General features: G+C 35.2%; 18 protein-coding genes. 15 read left to right on the top strand and 3 right to left on the bottom strand.

The features are described 5' to 3' along the window. Positions 1-211: 211 nt before the first annotated feature. The 8 genes from JJL45_RS05965 to JJL45_RS05930 all read left to right on the top strand — a co-directional run bounded on the left by JJL45_RS05965 (position 212) and on the right by JJL45_RS05930 (position 10,573). Complete coding sequence (locus JJL45_RS05965) at positions 212-1,504, top strand: hypothetical protein (RefSeq protein ID WP_068602637.1); 1,293 nt, start codon at positions 212-214, stop codon at positions 1,502-1,504. Between the two features lie 278 nt (positions 1,505-1,782). After that, positions 1,783-2,052: a hypothetical protein gene (locus JJL45_RS05960; protein ID WP_067150505.1), complete on the top strand. Its 270-nt coding sequence runs from the start codon at positions 1,783-1,785 to the stop codon at positions 2,050-2,052. Between the two features lie 2 nt (positions 2,053-2,054). Then, on the top strand, positions 2,055-3,455 hold the full coding sequence (locus JJL45_RS05955; RefSeq protein WP_068602638.1) for an amidase family protein: 1,401 nt from the start codon (positions 2,055-2,057) through the stop codon (positions 3,453-3,455). After that, positions 3,455-6,793, top strand: a complete 3,339-nt coding sequence (gene gatB/aspS / locus JJL45_RS05950) for a bifunctional amidotransferase subunit GatB/aspartate--tRNA ligase AspS (protein WP_068602639.1) — start codon at positions 3,455-3,457, stop codon at positions 6,791-6,793. The genes JJL45_RS05955 and gatB/aspS overlap by 1 nt, the downstream gene beginning before the upstream one ends. A gap of 75 nt (positions 6,794-6,868) precedes the next feature. Further along, positions 6,869-7,624: a T9SS type A sorting domain-containing protein gene (locus JJL45_RS05945; protein WP_202664352.1), complete on the top strand. Its 756-nt coding sequence runs from the start codon at positions 6,869-6,871 to the stop codon at positions 7,622-7,624. Positions 7,625-7,917: 293 nt separating this feature from the next. After that, positions 7,918-8,514, top strand: coding sequence for a hypothetical protein (locus JJL45_RS05940; protein ID WP_202664351.1), 597 nt, complete (start codon positions 7,918-7,920; stop codon positions 8,512-8,514). A 45-nt stretch (positions 8,515-8,559) separates the two neighbouring features. Then, positions 8,560-9,156, top strand: a complete 597-nt coding sequence (locus tag JJL45_RS05935) for a hypothetical protein (RefSeq protein WP_068602642.1) — start codon at positions 8,560-8,562, stop codon at positions 9,154-9,156. A 280-nt stretch (positions 9,157-9,436) separates the two neighbouring features. Beyond that, on the top strand, positions 9,437-10,573 hold the full coding sequence (locus JJL45_RS05930; protein ID WP_068602643.1) for a Fic family protein: 1,137 nt from the start codon (positions 9,437-9,439) through the stop codon (positions 10,571-10,573). 183 nt (positions 10,574-10,756) lie between these two features. Here the strand turns inward: JJL45_RS05930 and JJL45_RS05925 are convergent, their stop codons facing one another. Then, positions 10,757-11,971 (bottom strand): sensor histidine kinase, encoded by a 1,215-nt coding sequence (locus JJL45_RS05925; protein ID WP_068602644.1) that lies wholly within the window; start codon positions 11,969-11,971, stop codon positions 10,757-10,759. Between the two features lie 231 nt (positions 11,972-12,202). On the opposite strand from JJL45_RS05925, the gene JJL45_RS05920 reads away from it, so the two are divergent. Next, the gene (locus JJL45_RS05920) at positions 12,203-12,739 is read left to right on the top strand and encodes a DUF2911 domain-containing protein (protein WP_068602645.1); all 537 of its coding nucleotides are present in this window, start codon (positions 12,203-12,205) and stop codon (positions 12,737-12,739) included. Positions 12,740-12,790: 51 nt separating this feature from the next. Here JJL45_RS05920 and JJL45_RS05915 read toward each other — a convergent pair whose 3' ends face one another. Both JJL45_RS05915 and JJL45_RS05910 read right to left on the bottom strand, forming a co-directional pair. Then, a complete protein-coding gene (locus JJL45_RS05915) occupies positions 12,791-13,102 on the bottom strand; it encodes a DUF202 domain-containing protein (protein WP_068602646.1) in 312 nt (103 codons plus the stop codon). 12 nt (positions 13,103-13,114) lie between these two features. Continuing rightward, positions 13,115-13,744: a 7-carboxy-7-deazaguanine synthase QueE gene (locus JJL45_RS05910; RefSeq protein WP_068602647.1), complete on the bottom strand. Its 630-nt coding sequence runs from the start codon at positions 13,742-13,744 to the stop codon at positions 13,115-13,117. A gap of 157 nt (positions 13,745-13,901) precedes the next feature. Between JJL45_RS05910 and JJL45_RS05905 the strand changes: the two genes are divergently transcribed. The 6 genes from JJL45_RS05905 to JJL45_RS05880 all read left to right on the top strand — a co-directional run bounded on the left by JJL45_RS05905 (position 13,902) and on the right by JJL45_RS05880 (position 19,214). Continuing rightward, positions 13,902-15,443, top strand: coding sequence for a helicase HerA-like domain-containing protein (locus tag JJL45_RS05905; protein ID WP_068602648.1), 1,542 nt, complete (start codon positions 13,902-13,904; stop codon positions 15,441-15,443). Positions 15,444-15,487: 44 nt separating this feature from the next. Further along, positions 15,488-16,045 carry a hypothetical protein gene (locus tag JJL45_RS05900; RefSeq protein ID WP_068602649.1) on the top strand — a complete coding sequence of 186 codons (558 nt, stop codon included), beginning with the start codon at positions 15,488-15,490 and terminating at the stop codon, positions 16,043-16,045. Between the two features lie 10 nt (positions 16,046-16,055). Beyond that, positions 16,056-17,033: a YitT family protein gene (locus tag JJL45_RS05895; protein WP_068602650.1), complete on the top strand. Its 978-nt coding sequence runs from the start codon at positions 16,056-16,058 to the stop codon at positions 17,031-17,033. Between the two features lie 23 nt (positions 17,034-17,056). Further along, complete coding sequence (locus tag JJL45_RS05890; protein WP_068602651.1) at positions 17,057-17,425, top strand: cupin domain-containing protein; 369 nt, start codon at positions 17,057-17,059, stop codon at positions 17,423-17,425. Positions 17,426-17,428: 3 nt separating this feature from the next. Further along, on the top strand, positions 17,429-18,256 hold the full coding sequence (locus tag JJL45_RS05885) for an alpha/beta fold hydrolase (protein ID WP_068602652.1): 828 nt from the start codon (positions 17,429-17,431) through the stop codon (positions 18,254-18,256). Positions 18,257-18,443: 187 nt separating this feature from the next. Next, the gene (locus JJL45_RS05880) at positions 18,444-19,214 is read left to right on the top strand and encodes a pseudouridine synthase (protein ID WP_068602653.1); all 771 of its coding nucleotides are present in this window, start codon (positions 18,444-18,446) and stop codon (positions 19,212-19,214) included. Positions 19,215-19,348: the final 134 nt, after the last annotated feature.

Here is a 19,348-nt window from a genome sequence, read left to right as displayed (position 1 = left end):
CTTTTTCGCCTGTTGTCAAATCTAAAAATAAAAAACACGCTCAAATTGCTTTAAATCGCTTCGATTTTAAATGTTTCATAGGAGAATCTACCACCTATTTCGGTTAAATTCTTCAGAATAACACATTTTTTTTAGAAATATGATGAAAATCACAAGATGGCCTCTGTATTAATTTTAATTTTGTACGAGATTGAAGGCAGAATTCATAACCATGACAAAATTAGCTAACCTATTTTTACTTCTCTTACTTTTGGTACTTCCTCTATTTTCTTTTGGGCAAGACACGATTATACGGCCAAATGAAGTAAAAAAAGAAGCTTCTTTCAAACCATCATTCAACTGGAATTTACGCGCACAAATTTGGTTACGTTACTCCGACTTAAACAACGGATCATTAATCAATAACGAACCTACCTCTAGTTTTACCGATGTATCAATACGTCGTATTAGAATACCTATTTCAGCTCAAATCACACCACGAGTATACGCCGTAGCTATGTTTGGTGATAACAATTACAATTTAAGACACAATACAGCGGGCATACGCATTTTAGACTTTTACGTAGAATACAGCTTTTCGAAATACCTGGAGGTTGGCATGGGGAAATCTGGCTGGCAGGGCTTAAGCCGTTGGAATATACGCTCTAGCAATTCGCTAATGGGACTCGACTCACCACTATTCCCTTTAAACACGGTGGAGAAAAACGATGATTTAGGACGCCAATTCGGTGTTTGGTTTAAAGGCCAAGCAGGCCATTTCGATTACAGGTTTTCACTTAATCAACCTAAAGAAATAACAACGACCCCAAACGGCAAAGTGGATTTTGCCAACAATAAACCGCGTTGGAAAACCTCATCGTATGTCAAGTATCAATTCTTTGAAAACGAATCTAATAAATCGGCTTACCATGCAGGCACCTACTTAGCTAACAAAAAAGTTTTCAATGTAGGAGCTGGTTTTCAATATCAAGAAAAAGCATTTAGTGATGGTGATACCCAAGACCCTTTAACAACGTTCTATGATATGAAACATTGGGCGATCGATTCTTTTATAAACTTACCGCTCGAACACGAACAAGCCATTACGGCTTACTTAGGCTATTACGATTTCGACTATGGTAAAGATTATGTAAGAAACCTTGGTGCTGACAACATAACTTCCGATGTAGAAAACGGTGATTTTAACGGACCAGGCATAGCCTTTCCTATGATGGGAACGGGAAGCACTTGGTACATGCAATTTGGTTATGCGTTTAAAGCAAAAAATGTATTCCACAGTCCTGTAATCATACAACCAAACGTAGCCATCCAACATGCAAATTGGGACGCCTTAGCCGACCCTATGACGGTTTACGATTTTACAGTAAACTTTCTAATTAATGGCTCGCATAGTAATAAAATTAGCCTAGGATATCAATCCCGTCCGATTTTCGATGTCGTATCTTTAACGAACATCGACCATAAAGGCATGGCCGTTTTACAGTACCAAATCGCCCTAAAATAAGGGTTTTTAAGACCAAATTTCGACTTTAAAACCATGCTTTTCTAAGCTATTTAAGCTCTAAAAACGACACGCAGCTTATTTTTATCCCAATCTGAAAGCAAAAAATGCATAATACCCACATCATTGTTACTAATATTTCAATGATTATAACACTTTACTCCCATTTTTTAATAATCCTAGCATAATTTTAACTTTACTCTTAGTATTACAAAAACTACCTAAAATCTTTTGTAATTTTACCCGCTTAAAAGTTTCACTTTAAAATAGATAAAAAAGACATGAGTAAAATTATGACAGTCGACGTTTTGTCGAGTATTAAAGGAGCACAGCCTTCCGAGACTGTGAACAAGTTATTTGAGGTTATTAAGAATGCCAATCTTACCAATAATAATTCTTTTAATAATAATCATAATAATAGCGTGTCTTTAAATAATTTGAGAGAAGATGTTGTGATAGCTAGTTCAGAGCTAGAAAAACAAATCATTATTGAAAACTTTCCTAAAGAAAAAAACGGTTATTTAGTCGTTTCTAAAGTCATAGAAGAATAGTTATGGACTCTCAAATACACAAAATTCACCAACAATTGGTGAATAAAGATATTACTTGTACAGCGCTTGTGCAAAGTAAATTAGACGCCTTAAAACCAAACACCAACCATACCGTAAATGCTTTACTAGACGAAAAAGCTTTAGAGCTAGCAGCAAAAGTAGACGCTAAAATTGCCAACGGCGAAACCATTGGTTTGCTGGAAGGGATTCCTTTTGGTATTAAAGACGTTTACATGGTTCAGGGCACGCTTACCACAGCGAGTTCCGAATTACTTAAAAATTACAAATCGGCTTATACAGCAACTGCCATTCAAAAATTATTGGATGCTGGAGCCATTCCGTTGGTTAAAGAAAACTGCGATAGTTTTGGTCACGGTTCCTCTAGCGAAAACACCATTTTTGGCGCGGTTAAAAACGCTATAAACCCCGATTTAGTGGGTGGTGGTTCTAGTGGAGGATCGGCCGTAAACGTTGCAAAAGACTACACTGTTTTTTCTATTGGTGGCGACACCGGAGGTTCTATCCGTCAGCCAGCAGGTTATAACAACGTCTATGGTTTAAAACCGACTTACGGACGTATTTCGCGTTACGGACTCATGGCGTATGCCTCATCGACCGACTGTGTTGGGCCTATCGCAAAATCGATTGAAGATATTCGCATTGTTTTAAATGTGATGAGTGGTAAAGATGTTAAGGATCAAACGACTTACGCTTCCGCGGAAATCACTCCAGAAGCGATTCAATCTTCCGAAGCCATTAAAACTATCGGGTACTTCAAAAATTTTATTGAAAGCGATGCGATTGATTCTGAAATAAAAGCTGATTTTTTAGCGGCTATCGAAAAAATAAAAGCCAAAGGTATTGAAGTGAAAGCTTTAGATTTCTTCGAATCAAACACTTTAGTATCCACTTACTATACTTTAGCCATGGCTGAAACCGCTTCTAACCTTTCACGTTTAGACGGTACTAATTACGGCAATCGTATTGAAGCTGAAAACTTAAAAGAAACCTATGCGGTAACACGTTCTGAGAATTTCTCTGAAGAGACAAAACGCCGAATCGTGGGTGGAAACCAAGTATTGTCTCAAGGATTTTCAGATGAAATTTATTTAAAAGGACTAAACCTTCGTGATCAAATTTCAGAAAATTTCGAGAAGGACTTCAACGAAGTGGATATCATCCTTTCACCGGTTACACCTAGCACACCACCTAAAATTGGTGATAGCTTAAAAGATCCTTTAGCCATGTACTTATCTGATGCTTATACCGTTGGTTTTAGCTTAGGACAATTACCTACGTTAACCATACCACAAGGCACCGCTACAGGCTTACAAATTACAGCTGCAAAAAATAATGACGAACTCGTTTTGAAGTTTGCTAACTTCTTAAAAGACACGATATAATGGAACTGGAACAATTAAACGACCTGCTGAAAAAGCACGAATTAGAGTTAGTAATCGGTCTGGAAACACACGTTCGATTAAATACCAAAACCAAATTATTTTGTTCTTGCTCCAATAGCGAAATAGAACAACCAAATCAAAATATATGTTCGGTTTGTACTGGACAAATGGGTGTTTTACCCGCCATTAACAAAGAAGCCGTTACAAAAGCGATTTACTTTGGAAAAGCGGTAAAATCGACTTTTTCTAACGAAGTGATTTCTTGGGACAGAAAACACTACGAGTACCCAGACAACCCGAAAAACATACAAATTACACAGTTTCACAACCCTGTGATTCCTGACGGACAAGTATCTTGTTACCGTAATGATGGCTCGCAGTTTACAGTGAATTTAACTCAGGTACACATTGAAGAAGATGCCGCAAAATTAATGCACGAGAAGAAAATCTCTTTGGTCGATTTTAACAAAGCCGGTGTGCCTTTAATTGAAATTGTTACCGAACCGTGTATTCGTCATATCGAAGACGCTTCAACATACGCGCAGTACATTCAGCGTATTGTTCAGAATTTAAAAATATCTGAAGCCAACCTTGAAAAAGGCGAATTTAAATCGGATGTTTCGGTGTCGCTTCGTAAAAAACACACTTACGAGTTAAATCCGCGTACCGAAATTAAAAACTTGAACTCGTTTAAGTTTATGGTCGATGCTTTAAAAGAGGAAGTTGAAAAACAACTGAATTACTACATCGAACACAAAGAATTTAGACCAGATCAAACCACGGTTTTATGGGATGCCGAATTGAAGCAAACCAAAACCATGCGTAAAAAGGAATTTGAAGCCGATTACCGTTTTATTTCGGAACCAGACTTGCCTTTTGTAAGCATTAAAGAGGTGGTAGAATCGATTGATGTCGATGTAAGCACTTTGCCTTATGCCGTAGAATCCATTTTAATTAAAGGTGGCGTTTTACCGCAAGACGCTAAGTTTTTTACAGCCGATTCCTTACGTTCGGAAACTTTTGTGGCTATTAATAACGTGATTAAAGATCCGTCGTTTGTAGCTAAAACTTTAGTGAATAATATTGGCGCCGATGAGTATGCCGATATTCACCGTATTGAACATTTAATTGAAATCTTTCAGCTTTTTAAAGACGAAAAAATCACTTCTGTTTTAGTTCAGAATGCGATTACCGCCTATTTAAAAGACCGTAAGTTTGATTACAATAAATATTTTGAAGAGAATACCATTTCCGAATCTCAAATAGAGGAAGCGATTGCTAAAGTCATTTCAGAAAATGAAGCGATTGCCAACGATATTAAATCGGGGAACCAAGGTAAAGCAGGTATTCTTGTTGGAAAAGTTATTGCGATTATAGGAAAAGGTGCTTCAGGAAAAGTGATTCGTGAAGGGATTTTGAAGCAAGTTAAAAGTGAAGAGTTAACAGTTAACAGTGCTTCACAAAACGAAAACAAACCAGCAACCAACAACCAGCAACCAACAACCAAAAAAGAAGAAGAAGTTCTGCCGCAAATTCCAATCGTAATTAAGGACACCTACAGAACGCACTTAATTTCTGATATTTCAGAAGAAAGTATTTCAGAAAAAGTAACACTTTCTGGATGGGTATCTAGTGTTCGTGATCATGGGGAATTAATATTTATCGATTTACGCGATTCTAGCACACAAATTTTTCAAGTACGCTTAAGTCGTGAGTCATTCCCGAATTTAGATGAATTGGTAAAACTTAAACCAGAGTCGGTAATTACCGTTTCAGGAACCATTCTTCAGCGTAAAGAAGACGATTATAACGCAGCTTTACGCACCGGAAAAATCGAATTAGAGGCGAACGATTTAGAAATTTTAAACCTTTCTAAAACGCTGCCTTTCGAAATAAAAAGAGCGACTAAAACGAATGAAAATGTTCGTTTTCAGTATAAATATTTAGACCATAGAAATGACGATGTGCGTCGTGTTATTGTAAATCGCCATAAGGTGATTAAAATGATGCGCGATATTTTAGACGATCAAGATTTCTTAGAAATTGAAACGCCTATTTTAAGTGCCGGAACCGATGAAGGGGCGCGTGAATTTATCGTACCAACGCGTAAGCAAGCTGGTTCGTTTTACACGCTACCACAAGCACCACAACAATTCAAACAAATGCTGATGGTTTCGGGTTACGAAAAGTATTTTCAAATAGCACGTTGTTTTAGAGATGAAGATTCTCGTGGCGATCGCCAGCCAGAATTCACACAGTTGGATATTGAAATGGCTTATGCCAGCATGCAACAAATCATCGATTTAAACACGAATATGTTTAACGCGATTGTTGAAAAAATATATGGTAAAAAATGGATTTTACATCCGTTTGAAGTGCTTACCTACCAAGAAGCCATGGATTACTACGGTTGCGACCGTCCAGATTTACGTTTCGGATTGAAATTACAAGACATCACCGAGATTGTAAAAGATACCACATTCCAAGTCTTTAGTAAACCTATTGAAGAAGGCGGTATTGTAAAATGTATTAAAGTGTCTGCCGAAGAGCAAGGCAACAAACGTTTATCTAAAGGACAAATTGAAAAATTAACAGGTATTGCCCAACAGCATGGTTTAGGAGGTTTGGCTTATATTATTGTAAATGAAAACGATTTACAATCGCCAATCATTAAATTCTTAGGTGAAGAGATTGCTGCAGGCATTATAAAAACCACGGGAGCACAAGTTGGAGACATTGTATTCTTCTCTGCTGCCGATTACGCGACTGCAAACAAAGCCTTAGATGCCGTACGTCAAGAACTAGGAAGCATGTTACGTTTAATCAATCCTAAGGAATTAAGACCTGCTTGGGTTATTGACTTCCCGATGTTTGAGAAAACCGACGAAGGCCGTTGGACCTTTACGCATAACCCTTTCTCGATGCCTGCGATTTACGATTTAGACAAGCACATGAATGGTAAAGAGGAAGAAATAGGCAGCATTATCGCCCAACAATACGACTTAATCTTAAACGGTTACGAAATTGGTGGTGGCTCTGTGCGTGCCCATAAACCTGAAATTCTTGAAGCCACATACAAGAACATGGGCTACAATAAAGAAGAGATGCTAAAAAGCGTTGGTACCATGTATAAAGCCTTCCATTACGGCGCGCCACCACACGGCGGCATCGCTTGGGGTGTAGACCGTTTAATGATGATTTTAGAGAAAAAAGCATCCATTAGAGAGGTGATGGCTTTCCCAAAAACAGGAACTAGCGAAGATTTATTATTCGGAGCACCTTCTATCCTATCTGATAAAAAGGTTGAAGAAATGAATGTGCGTGTGATGAAGAAATAAGTTTTTTTTAAATAACACAAATACAAGTTGGCAATATTGACGAAAAAATTAACCCCAAATACTAAATTAAATCTTATGAAAACAAAATTACTTTTTTTATTTACTTTTTATTCAATTCTATCATTTTCTCAAACGAATTTAGCAACTAACGGAAATTTAGAAAGCTGGACAAATTCTACAACATTAGATAATTGGACAATTGAGAATAATGTTTCTCAAAATACTACTGATGTTGCTGAAGGAACATCAAGTGCTTTTTTCTCAATTAGTGATAATACTTTAAAACCTCTAATACTTGCAAAAGTTCCTTTAACAAATGGAATAGAATACACCATATCCTATAAATTTAAATATGTTAGTGCTAACTATAACGGAACGCATCCTATAACTTTAAAAATTATTCGAGCAGGAAGTGCAACAACTAGAACAAGCAATTCTTTTGCTTCAAATAATAATTGGATTGACAAGTCGATAAAATTCACACCTGACCAAACTGGTGAATATGATTTAAGTTTTTCTATTGCAACTTATGATGGACAACCTTTTGATGTTTTAATAGATGACATTCAAGTTTTTGACCCTTTAAGTTTGAGCGTTAATGAGGTAGACAGTAAAGAGAATTTTAATATTTATCCAACAATTACAGATGGAAAAATTTACCTTGAACAAATTGATAACTTTAAACTTTCAGTTTATGATATAAATGGAAGAAAACAAAATGTAATATTTGAAAATAACTCAATTGATTTATCTGGATTAGCAAATGGAGTATATTTTGTGAATTTAAAAAATAACACCAAAAATATAACAAAGAAAGTTATAAAAAGATAGCACTATTTGCCAACATCCTATATAATTAATAGCTACAAAGAACTAGCTTTAAGGTAAGTTCATTTATATAAATTTATTGTTTAGTGTAAGATATTGTATTTTACAGGCCACTAATCATACAGTTTCACGTTAAATCCCGATAGGTACGCCTATTGGGATTTTGTTTTTTTGTAGGATTTTTAATAATTATATTTACACAAAAATTATAAGGCTAACACTATTTTAAGGTATTTGTTTGTGCGTAAGTCGTATAAAAAAGTTTATAATATAGGTTGTGCTTAATATTGAATAAAATGAATAAAAAAGTAATAATAATTTTTCTAATCTACTTTATACAGTCTATTGCAACTTCTTGTTGTTCTTGTGATTGCGACCCAATAAATACATTTGAAAAAATGTACAATGATTTGGATTTAAAGGCTTGGGATACTTCTGGATTTCAAAATACAGAAGTATTAAATTCTGCTTATAAAAATGCTTTCGGATTAACAATTTCTGTACAATTTGAATTAAATCAAATTTCATATTCAAAACCAATATGGAATATAAGCTCATTTGGATTTACATCGGCATTTGCAATGAGTGATTGTGATTGTCCTATGGATGAGTATATCACTTTAGACCCTATCTCTTCAATAAAAATAAATGTAGTAAATTTAGAAACCCAAGAGATTACTGATGTTACAGACAATTTTACAACTTATAATTATAATGGAGAACAATTGACCATAAGTGAATTATTTGAAATTCGGGAAGATTGGATGGATGGATTTCAAGTGGACATGTCAGAATATGACAATATTCCAGATAGGTCTCTATTTACAGTTATAATCTCTCTCGAATCAGGGGCTGAAATAGTAAATCAAACTCAAGAAATAACCTTTGAATAAAATACTTTGCTCAGCTTTGACTGTAAATTAAACCAACCTAAAACAATGACCCCAAAACAAGTCGAAAGGATTCAAAATAAAATCAAGAAGATTAAAAAGGAGCTTGCTGCTGATAAAAAACATTGGGGTGGCTACTATCATGATGGTCGAGGTCTTAGATATTTACCGCCTGCATTATATTTAAAAATAAACGATTATACAGGCGCTTTACGCTATTTTAATTGGTTTAATAAAAACTTCCCCGAAGACTCTTGCTATCCAATTTTTCTATTTGAGTGGACAATAACGCTTTTCAAAAGGAAAAAGATTAAAGATGCTGAAAAAAAGGCTTTAGAAACTTTTTGCTGCAATAGATTTATAATTGACGTGTTTTTAAGCAATGAATTAATTCATTTAGATCATTCTGAAAATGCCAATTGGGAATATTCTATCATCATCGAAAACTTAGAATATTCTAAAGATCAAGAAGAACTCCATGATTTTACAATATGGTTGAAAGACTTAACAAACACCAAAACATTTAATGATTTCACTAATAAATTCATCGAAATTGAAACAGCTTTAGAAAATGAAGATTCGGAAGCGAAAAGATCAATACTTATGGATGATCAATTACAAATGCTTGAACACTTAAAATCCTAAGTATTTTTCTTGAACACATGGAAATCGATTCGGTTCCTCTCAATCAAACTAAAAACCTCAGATTTTCTGAGGCTTTTTTTGTTATAATATATTTAGATGAACAAATTAAATGATCTTTATGCATTGTATTCAGTTGTTCCGGCGAAATTCTAAAAATGGATTCCAAAGCGTCTAGAAATGATTGTGCAACAAATAAAAGCAGTATTTGATGCAAAATAAGCAACGATTAATTTTAATTTGCGACGAATAAAAGCTATTTTCGTTGCAAATAACGCATCAAATGAAAGCTTTTATACACCAAAAAGACAATTGGCCTGAATTTACTTGGAACACTAATGAATTTTTGGATTTATTAAGTGAGGCCAGAAATTTACAAGGTAGACTTATTGGAAAAATGGAAACATTAGGTTTCGATTTGAGAAATGAAGCTTTACTTGACACATTGACTCTTGATGTGTTAAAATCATCAGAGATTGAAGGAGAATTTCTCAACCCTGACCAAGTACGATCGTCAATCGCTCGTAGATTAGGTATAGAAATAGCCGGAGCTGTTGATTCTGACAGAAATGTAGAAGGTGTTGTTGAAATGATGCTCGATGCTACTCAAAATTGTTTTAGTCCTTTAACAATCGAAAGGCTTTTTGATTGGCACGCCGCCCTTTTTCCAACAGGAAGAAGTGGCATGTACAAAATAACCGTAGCAGACTGGAGAAAAGATACTACAGGACCTATGCAGGTGGTGTCTGGAGCAATCGGAAAAGAAAAAATACATTTTCAAGCACCGGATTCTGATTTGGTTGAGAAAGAAATGACTCGATTTCTTAAATGGTTCAACAATAGTAATATGGACTTAGTTATTAAAGCTGCAATCGCTCATTTATGGTTTGTAACTATTCACCCATTTGAAGATGGAAACGGAAGGATTACTAGAGCATTAACAGACATGCTTCTGGCGCAAGCCGACAAAAGTAATCAACGCTTTTACAGTATGTCTGCTCAGATTCGGTTGGAAAGAAAGCAATATTATGAGATTTTAGAAAAAACTCAAAAAGGAAATTTAGACATAACCGATTGGATGGTTTGGTTCTTAACCTGTTTAATTAACGCTTTAAAATCGACAGATTCAATACTAATCAAAACATTATTCAAAGCCGATTTCTGGCAAAAACACGTCTATACAACGATTAATGATCGTCAAAAAAAATTACTAAATAAATTAATGGATGGTTTTGAAGGAAAGTTGACATCATCAAAATGGGCAAAAATCGCGAAATGCTCTAAAGATTCAGCTGTAAGAGATATTAATGACCTGATTGAAAAAGGCATATTAAAAAAAGAAGTCGCAGGTGGAAGAAGTACAAATTATGAATTAGTTGGAATGCCAACTGATAACCGAACAAACGGCCGTGAGGAATAAGCTTCTGACGACAACAATACCAATTAAAAAAAGGAAAGAGCGGAAGGGCAAGATATCGAATTTACAACTGAACAATCATAATCTAGTAGTCAAACCTTCTCTACTTATACCAAAGCTTGCACACAACCAAAACAGTAGCAACTGTAATGCTTTTTAACAATCCATAAAAACTATACTGAGCATCTAATTAGGACTATAATTCTTCAGAATAGAAAATGAAAAAGTACTTCCTTGGCCCATTTCAGAGGACACAATTATTTCTCCACCCAGATTATCTATAATATTCTTTACTGTAGCCAGACCGATACCTGTGCCTATATTGCCATATTTATCTTCGGAACCAGCAATGCTGAATAGGTTAAAGATTTTAGCAATGAACTTGTTAGGAATCCCATCGCCATTATCTGCTACAGAAAACAAATATTCAGTTTCCGTTTCCGAAATTGAAATGGTAATTTCCGTTTTTGGCTTTTTATTATACTTTATCGAATTCGTTACTAAATTCACCAAAACCTGCATTAAGGCTGATTTATTCGTTTTTATTTCCGTGGAGTTTCCTTCTAAATGAAAAGACACCGTATGATCTAAATTGGTAATCTGTTTCAATTCGGTTAGAATATCATCAACTAAAATAGCTTCATTTTGCTTGCTTAGTATTTCATCATTATTATAAAATTTTAATAAGCCATCAATGTAATTTTTTAATGTATATGAAGAGGTCTTGAGGTATTCCAGATATTGCTGAGAATCTTCATCTAATGCGTCCTGATTTTTACTTTCTAACAACTCGGTTAAAGAAATAATATTGGATAATGGCGATTTAAGATCGTGGGATACTACCCTGGCAAACTTTTTTAAGTTGTCATTCCTTTTCTTTAAATTTTCCTGAAGCTGTATAAGTTTTATGTTTTGAAAACGCTGCTCGAATAAATGAGCAACTTGCTTAGCCATGACTATTAAAGCATTTTTCTGGTCTTCTGTTAGCCTTCTCGGCTTGGTATCATAAACACAAAGGGTTCCTAGTTTATAACCATCGGTATTAACGACTGGAACACCTGCATAGAAAATCGCTTGAAAATCTATTACTAAAGGGTTATCATGAAAACGAATATCCTCCCGTGAATCTTCAATGATGGTTATCACATCATCAGAATTAATAGCATGCCCACAAAATGAAATATTTCTAGGCGATTCATTAAATGGCACACCATGATGCGATTTCAAAAAATTACGATCTCTGTCTAATAACGACACTAATGAGATGGGAACCTCGCATATATAAGCCATCAAAGCCGTAATGTTATCGTAACTTTCCTCTGGCAAAGTATCTAATAGCTGATATTTATTAACTGCTAACTGCCTTTGGTATTCATTATCAGGTAATTCAGGACTTATCATTGAGAGCGAAAATTTCTTATCAAAATAACCTATATCTTTATAATATCCTAAAATAACATGATGCCATTTAATATAGTATGCAATTAAAAACTACGAAACGCTACAACTAATAATAGTTATAGGTGGTTTGCAGCTATTCACCCGTAAACTTTAACATCTAAATCCGACATTTACCATATCATTAAGAATATTTCCATTTAACTTTAAAATCTTAAATCTTAAAATCTTATTATGAAAAACTCAACTTTTATTTCAAGCCTTGCTTTTGCATGCTTATTGTTTTTATCTACTAACGTTAATGCACAAAAATTTGCAAAATTAGATAAGAGTCCGTTAGACGTTACGGCCTACCCTACTAGCAATAAAGAACCAAACAAACTTATTAAAGTGGTTTATAGCCGTCCGCAACTTAAAGGTCGCGAGTTAAGTAAGTTGGCACCAAACGATAAAGTATGGAGAACAGGAGCTAACGAAGCGCCGGTGATTACTTTGTATAAAGACATGAAAATTGACGGAAAAGCTATAAAAGCAGGTGAATATTCGTTGTTTACCATTCCTGGTGAAAAAACTTGGACCATCATATTAAGTAAAGATATTAATGTTTGGGGTGCTTACGCTTATAATGAAGCCAACGATGTGGTACGTGTTAAAGCTGATGTTTCTACTGCAAAGGATGCTGTTGAAGCTTTTTCAATGGCCTTTGATGAAAACGGAACGCTGTTTTTAGCTTGGGACAAAACAAGAGTTTCTGTACCTTTTACAAAATAAGTTGTAGGCTTTAGGCTGTATGCTTTACGTTTAAGGCATATAGCCTAACACCTATTTATCTTTAGATTCTTCAGACATATAGTACAGCTTTTTCAAGCTTTTCTTCAGCAGTCTAAAACGCATCACACCTATCACTAAAAAGATGATACAAAACACCAAACACACTAAGGCAAAGTATTTAAAATTCGGATAGCCTTTTAATTCAAAAAAGGCAAAAGCTCCAATGAGCAAGTACAAAGACGACCTAATGTAAGATAATAAGGTACGTTCATTTGCCAAACGGGTACGTTCAATAGCTAAATAATCTCTTAGGATAACTTTTTCATCTGGTTTAAAATCACGACCAAAACGTAAGAGTTTCATGAGTTACTTTTTTTAAGGGATGTTCAAATATTTATGAGTTTGTAGCGATACCTTCCATTTCGGATTAGCCATCACATAATCCACTATTTCAGGCACTACTTTATCGCGTTTACTCCACTCCGGTTGTAGGTACAAGATACAATTTTTATTCACTTTTGCCGCTTGTTCTTCCGCGAAGCGAAAATCATCCTTGTTATAAACAATCACTTTTAACTCATTAGCATTGTCGTAAACCTCTTGCGTTGGCAGCTTCATTTTTTTTGGAGATAAACAAATCCAATCCCAAACACCGGTTAATTTATATGCACCAGAAGTTTCAATATGTACTTGCAATCCTTTAGCTTTTAATTGCGTAGTAAGCGGGGTCATATCCCAAGTTAAAGGCTCTCCTCCAGTGACTACAATGGTATCACTATATTTTGCTGCGTTTTCAACAATTTTAGCGGTTTCGGTAGGAGGATGTAGATCTGCATTCCAGCTTTCTTTAACATCACACCAGTGGCAACCTACATCGCAACCACCAACACGAATAAAATAAGCTGCTGTTCCTTTATGGAAACCTTCCCCTTGAATAGTATAAAACTCTTCCATTAAAGGCAGCATATCACCTTTGTCAACCTGTGATTTTATCTCTTCTTTCATAAGCTGCAAAGATACATATTACTTATTTCAAATTCTTGCTTTTAGATTTCAAATTAATTCAGCTTAAAAAATGGCCCTATATAGCATCACAAACTAATTTTTTCATTCTTTTTATTTCGTGTATTTTTAAGAACTGATTTAAACAAAAACTAAACCCATGAGCAGCAGAGACTCTTTTTTTAAATACATAACCGAGGGCTATACTACAAAAGGCGATTATATACCAATTGGCGCTGCCATGTTAGATGGAGAAACCATTACAGGAGCCCATGTAAAAATCCCATTAAAGACCTTAAATCGACATGGTTTAATTGCTGGAGCTACAGGCACCGGGAAAACAAAAACCCTTCAAGTGCTGGCAGAGAATCTAAGCAACAAAGGCATTCCTGTTTTACTCATGGATATTAAGGGTGATTTAAGCGGATTGGCACAACCCAGTCCTGGACATGCTAAAATAACCGAACGCCACGAAAAGATAGGCTTACCTTTCGAACCTAGTGCTTTTCCTGTAGAATTATTAACCCTTTCGGAACAAAACGGCGTGCGACTTAGAGCCACCGTTAGTGAATTTGGCCCTGTATTATTATCGCGAATTTTAGATTTATCGGAAACCCAGTCGGGTATTGTTTCTGTTATTTTTCAGTACTGCGACAATAACAAACTCCCTCTTTTAGATTTAAAAGATTTCAAAAAAATACTCCAATATGCCACCCAAGAAGGTAAGGACGAGTTTAACGAAGCTTATGGCAGAATTTCGACGTCTTCAACTGGAGCCATCCTAAGGAAAATTGTAGAACTGGAACAGCAAGGTGCCGATTTATTTTTTGGAGAAACCTCCTTTGACACCCAAGACTTACTACGGATTGATGAGAACGGCCGCGCCTATATAAACATCATTAGGCTAACCGACATTCAGGATCGGCCTAAACTATTTTCAACCTTTATGTTAAGCCTCTTGGCTGAAATTTATTCTACCTTTCCAGAACAAGGTGATAGTGACCAACCCGAACTGATCATTTTTATTGACGAAGCGCACTTGATTTTTGATGAAGCTTCCAAAGCCTTATTAAATCAAATTGAAAGTATTGTAAAACTCATCCGTAGTAAAGGCGTTGGTTTATATTTTGTCACCCAAAACCCAACCGACGTCCCTGAAGATGTTTTAAGTCAGCTTGGCTTAAAAATTCAGCATGCATTAAGAGCCTTTACAGCAAAAGACAGAAAAGCTATAAAATTAACAGCCCAAAACTACCCAGATTCTGAATATTACGATACCGAAGAAATCCTCACGTCCCTCGGCATTGGCGAAGCTTTAGTTTCGGCATTAGATGAAAAAGGACGACCAACACCATTGGCTGCCACGATGATGCGTGCCCCGATGAGTCGTATGGATATATTAACGGATGACGAATTAAAAGCACTTCAGTCAAACTCTAAGTTGGTAAAAAAATATAATGAAACCATCGATCGTGAGAGTGCTTACGAAATGCTGAATGACAAAATAAAGCAAGCTGAAGCCGATGAACTCAAAGAAAAAGCAAAAAAAGAACAAGAAGCGATAGAAAAAGCGGCATCAAAAAAACGATCTAGAAGCACCCGTTCTCGAAGCACGGCCATGAACCCTATTGTGAAAGTTCTTACGAGCGCTACATTTATTAGAAGTGTTTTTGGAATTTTAACTAAAGTCATGAAAAAATAAACCGATATTTGACCACTGAAAATTACTAACCTTAATTATACCTAATGCGTAAACTTTTATTAGGCGGAATAGCCTTAACTTTATTATTATCAAGCTGTAGCAAAACACAAAACCCTTTTGAGATCTCTAAACAACACATTGGTTTGCTTACAGATTCTACTCAAGTAAAAGACTTAAATAGCGTTTTCCCTAACGATTCGATTGTTAAATTTATCGCTGGCGATGAATTTTTGGGTAATATCGACAACATTGAAATCTTTGAAAAAGGCGGAAAAAAACTGCTTAAACTAACACCTAAATTTGCTTTAGATTCTACTTCTGTAATTTCAAGTGTTCAGGTTATAGATCCACGTTACAAAACAGACAAAAACATATCTTCAATTAGTACTTTTAAAGATATTCACAGCCAATATAAAATTTCAAAAATTAGTAATTTAATTAATTCTGTTTTGATTACTGTTAATGAAATTAATGCTGGTTTTACAATTGACAAGGCTGAATTACCTTCAAATTTAAGATTTGATATGAATTTAAAATTTGAACCAACACATATTCCAGACAACGCTAAAGTAAAATACTTTTTTCTAAATTGGGATAATTAAACGACTGTAAATGAACCCATTCTTATCTAAGCTTATAGTAGACGTTGCTCGAAAGAAATTAAAAAAAACGAGCGCTGACAAACCTATTTCTAAAAGGGATATTGTCCCGTTAGTAAGAATTTTACAAGTTGAATTCACCCATGCAATTAAAGAATATATTTTTATAATTCTTGGTGTATTTTCAGCGGGTTTTGGGTTAAAAGGTTTTTTACTGCCCAATAAATTTATCGATGGTGGTGCTACAGGTATTTCCTTATTGTTAGAGCACGTAACGTCTCTTCAACTGGGTATACTCCTGGTTATTGTCAACTTACCATTTATAATTTTGGCAGCCAGAACCATAGGTATGAAGTTTGCCTTAAAAAGCATTATTGCCATTGCCATGTTAGCCTTTGTGGTTCATTTTGTTGAATACCCTACCATAACCGAAGACAAACTTTTAATTGCTGTTTTTGGTGGTTTCTTCCTTGGTTTAGGTATCGGAATGTCGATGAGAGGCGGCAGTGTTATTGATGGCACCGAAGTTTTAGCCATTTTCCTTGGACGAAAACTATCCCTTACCATTGGTGATGTACTATTATTAATTAATATCGTCATCTTTTCAGTAGGTGCCTATTTACTGTCTATAGAAACCGCGCTGTATGCGATTTTAACTTATATGGCGGCAGCAAAAACGGTAGATTTTGTAGTCGACGGGGTTGAAGAATATGTTGGGGTTACTATCATTTCCAATAAGCACGAGGATTTACGCATTATGCTTACCCAGAAACTTCAGCGCGCTTGCACCATTTACGCTGGAAAAGGTGGTTTTGGAAGTTCTGGCGAAAGTTACGACAAAGACATTATCTACACCGTGGTAACCCGTTTAGAATTGGCAAGGCTTCAAACTGAAATTGACAAAATTGATAGAAACGCTTTTATTATCATGGGTATTGTAAAAGATTTAAAAGGCGGCATGATAAAGAAAAAGCCCATGAAAGACCATTAAAATGGTTGTTAATAGCATAACAGATGTCTCGAAAAAAATACACGCTTCAAAACATGCCTTTTGTTGTTCCTACAACCGATGGCAAAATTATTAAAGAACATTTTGGAAAAACTTCCGATGGCAATTCGGATATAAGTATCGCTCATATGGTAGCCCCTGCTGGCTGGAGCGAACCTTTTCAAACACCAGAGTTTGATGAATTCACTTTTATCATCAAAGGCAAAAAACAATTTATTATTGAAGATGAAACTGTCATCTTAGAAGCCGGACAATCCATTAAAATTGAAAAAAACACCAGAGTGCAATATTCAAATCCCTTTAAAGAAACCTGTGAGTACATCGCTATTTGCACGCCTGCTTTTTCAATGGATTTAGTGCATAGAGAAGATTAATACATGAGTAAAATAACACCTCAACTTATAGGAAAAACGATTAATGCTTTAAGTTATTTCCAACCCAAACTTGCAGCAAAATTTGCTGTTAAATTATTTTCAACACCACAAAAAGGTAAAATAACCGAAGATCAACGCGCATTTTTAAATACAGCCGTTCACGATACAGTAAACTATAAGGACATCCAAATTAAAACCTACCTATGGGGCGGATCCAAAGATACCGTATTACTGGTTCATGGTTGGGAAAGCAATGCCTTCCGTTGGAAAGATTTAATCGCATTACTTAAAGCAGAAGATTATAACATTTTGGCTATAGATGCCCCTGCACATGGCGACTCTAGTAACAAAATATTTAATGCGCCGATGTATTCGGAATGTATTAGTGAAGTTGTTAAAACCTATAAACCCAATGTCATTATTGGGCATTCTATAGGTGCAACGGCAAGTATCATAGCCCAAGAAAACCATAATTTACCTTCGGTTGAAAAAAATGTTTTACTAGGAGCGCCATCCAATTTAGCGATTTCGGTTAAAAATTATGCCGATTTTATGGGGCTAAATAAAAAAGTTCGAAAGGCTATAGATGCTTACTATTTAAAATACTTTAAACATTTGCCTAGTTATTATTGTGCGGAAAACTTTTACAAAAACAACGAAACACAAGGCATCATCATCCACGATAAAAAAGATAAAATTATATCTTATCGTGAAGCCTTAGACATTAAACGTCACTATAAAAATGCCGAACTTATAAAAACTCAAGGTTTGGGTCACCGACTTAAATCGGACGCTGTATGTCAGCACATTTTAGAGTTTCTTAAGGTTTAACCAAAATATGCATTAGAAAATCTATTACGACCTGAAACCCCTGCAAAATCAAGCACTTCGTTGACCTTTGCTCATGCACCTTAGCGATGCTAGGGCGCAATCTCAAAAGCCATAATTTTATTGGGATTTCAACCCTCATTACGATTCCTAATAGTTAATTTGGGTTTAATTATTGTATTTTTGTACCATGGAAGAACCACAATTAAAGCGTATCAATAAATTTTTAAGTGAAGTTGGATTTTGCTCACGCCGTGAAGCAGACAAACTCATTGAAGCTGGTCGTGTAACCATTAATGGTGTCATCCCTGAAAAAGGCACAAAAATAGCTCCTATTGATGAAGTGGCTGTAGACGGAAAAAACATTAAAAATACCAAGGAGCGTTTCGTTTACTTAGCGTTTAACAAACCCGTTGGTATCGTTTGTACCACCGACACTTCAGTTGAAAAAGATAACATTATAGACTTTATCAACTACGGCAAACGTATTTTTCCGATTGGAAGATTAGACAAACCCAGTGAAGGCTTAATTCTGCTAACTGATGATGGCGATATCGTAAATAAGATTCTTCGAGCCAGCAATAATCACGAAAAAGAATATGTCGTTACGGTAGACAAACCTATTTCTCAAACTTTTGTAGAACGTATGGCTGGAGGTATTCATCTTGCCGATTTAAATAAAACTACTAAAAAGTGTTATGTTGAAAAACTAAGCACATACAAATTCAAAATTATTCTAACTCAAGGTTTAAACCGTCAGATTCGTCGTATGTGCGACTACCTCAATTACGAAGTACAAACCTTAAAGCGTGTTAGAATTATGAATATTAAATTAGACATGCCTATTGGTGAATACCGCGAACTCACAGAAACTGAATTTAGCGAACTTAATCAATTGATTAGCGATTCTACAAAAGAGTATTTAGGAGCCAAGACAAAAACATCGAAGCATAAAAAATAAGAAAATAGATTATCTATCTATATATATACCAAAAGCCTTGTAATATCATTTACAGGCTTTTTCTTTTTTATAAGCCTTTACCAAACTAAAAACAAATTTCTAAAAATCAACAGCTTACAAATTAACATGTTTAG

Origin of the sequence: Tamlana sp. s12, from assembly GCF_016767215.1 — a bacterium.
Taxonomy (GTDB): Bacteria; Bacteroidota; Bacteroidia; order Flavobacteriales; family Flavobacteriaceae; genus Pseudotamlana; species Pseudotamlana agarivorans.
Note: the sequence above shows the minus strand (reverse complement) of the source record. Positions and strands in the feature narration are given on the sequence as shown.

Excerpts from the sequence above, each read along its gene's own strand:
- JJL45_RS05910 (WP_068602647.1), bottom strand. The coding sequence starts at position 13,744 with ATGAAAGAAGAGATAAAATCACAGGTTGACAAAGGTGATATGCTGCCT.
- JJL45_RS05965 (WP_068602637.1), top strand. The coding sequence starts at position 212 with ATGACAAAATTAGCTAACCTATTTTTACTTCTCTTACTTTTGGTACTT.
- JJL45_RS05960 (WP_067150505.1), top strand. The coding sequence starts at position 1,783 with ATGAGTAAAATTATGACAGTCGACGTTTTGTCGAGTATTAAAGGAGCA.
- gatB/aspS (WP_068602639.1), top strand. The coding sequence starts at position 3,455 with ATGGAACTGGAACAATTAAACGACCTGCTGAAAAAGCACGAATTAGAG.
- JJL45_RS05880 (WP_068602653.1), top strand. The coding sequence starts at position 18,444 with ATGGAAGAACCACAATTAAAGCGTATCAATAAATTTTTAAGTGAAGTT.
- JJL45_RS05955 (WP_068602638.1), top strand. The coding sequence starts at position 2,055 with ATGGACTCTCAAATACACAAAATTCACCAACAATTGGTGAATAAAGAT.
- JJL45_RS05935 (WP_068602642.1), top strand. The coding sequence starts at position 8,560 with ATGACCCCAAAACAAGTCGAAAGGATTCAAAATAAAATCAAGAAGATT.
- JJL45_RS05940 (WP_202664351.1), top strand. The coding sequence starts at position 7,918 with ATGAATAAAAAAGTAATAATAATTTTTCTAATCTACTTTATACAGTCT.
- JJL45_RS05930 (WP_068602643.1), top strand. The coding sequence starts at position 9,437 with ATGAAAGCTTTTATACACCAAAAAGACAATTGGCCTGAATTTACTTGG.
- JJL45_RS05890 (WP_068602651.1), top strand. The coding sequence starts at position 17,057 with ATGTCTCGAAAAAAATACACGCTTCAAAACATGCCTTTTGTTGTTCCT.
- JJL45_RS05895 (WP_068602650.1), top strand. The coding sequence starts at position 16,056 with ATGAACCCATTCTTATCTAAGCTTATAGTAGACGTTGCTCGAAAGAAA.
- JJL45_RS05920 (WP_068602645.1), top strand. The coding sequence starts at position 12,203 with ATGAAAAACTCAACTTTTATTTCAAGCCTTGCTTTTGCATGCTTATTG.
- JJL45_RS05925 (WP_068602644.1), bottom strand. The coding sequence starts at position 11,971 with ATGATAAGTCCTGAATTACCTGATAATGAATACCAAAGGCAGTTAGCA.
- JJL45_RS05885 (WP_068602652.1), top strand. The coding sequence starts at position 17,429 with ATGAGTAAAATAACACCTCAACTTATAGGAAAAACGATTAATGCTTTA.
- JJL45_RS05945 (WP_202664352.1), top strand. The coding sequence starts at position 6,869 with ATGAAAACAAAATTACTTTTTTTATTTACTTTTTATTCAATTCTATCA.
- JJL45_RS05900 (WP_068602649.1), top strand. The coding sequence starts at position 15,488 with ATGCGTAAACTTTTATTAGGCGGAATAGCCTTAACTTTATTATTATCA.
- JJL45_RS05905 (WP_068602648.1), top strand. The coding sequence starts at position 13,902 with ATGAGCAGCAGAGACTCTTTTTTTAAATACATAACCGAGGGCTATACT.
- JJL45_RS05915 (WP_068602646.1), bottom strand. The coding sequence starts at position 13,102 with ATGAAACTCTTACGTTTTGGTCGTGATTTTAAACCAGATGAAAAAGTT.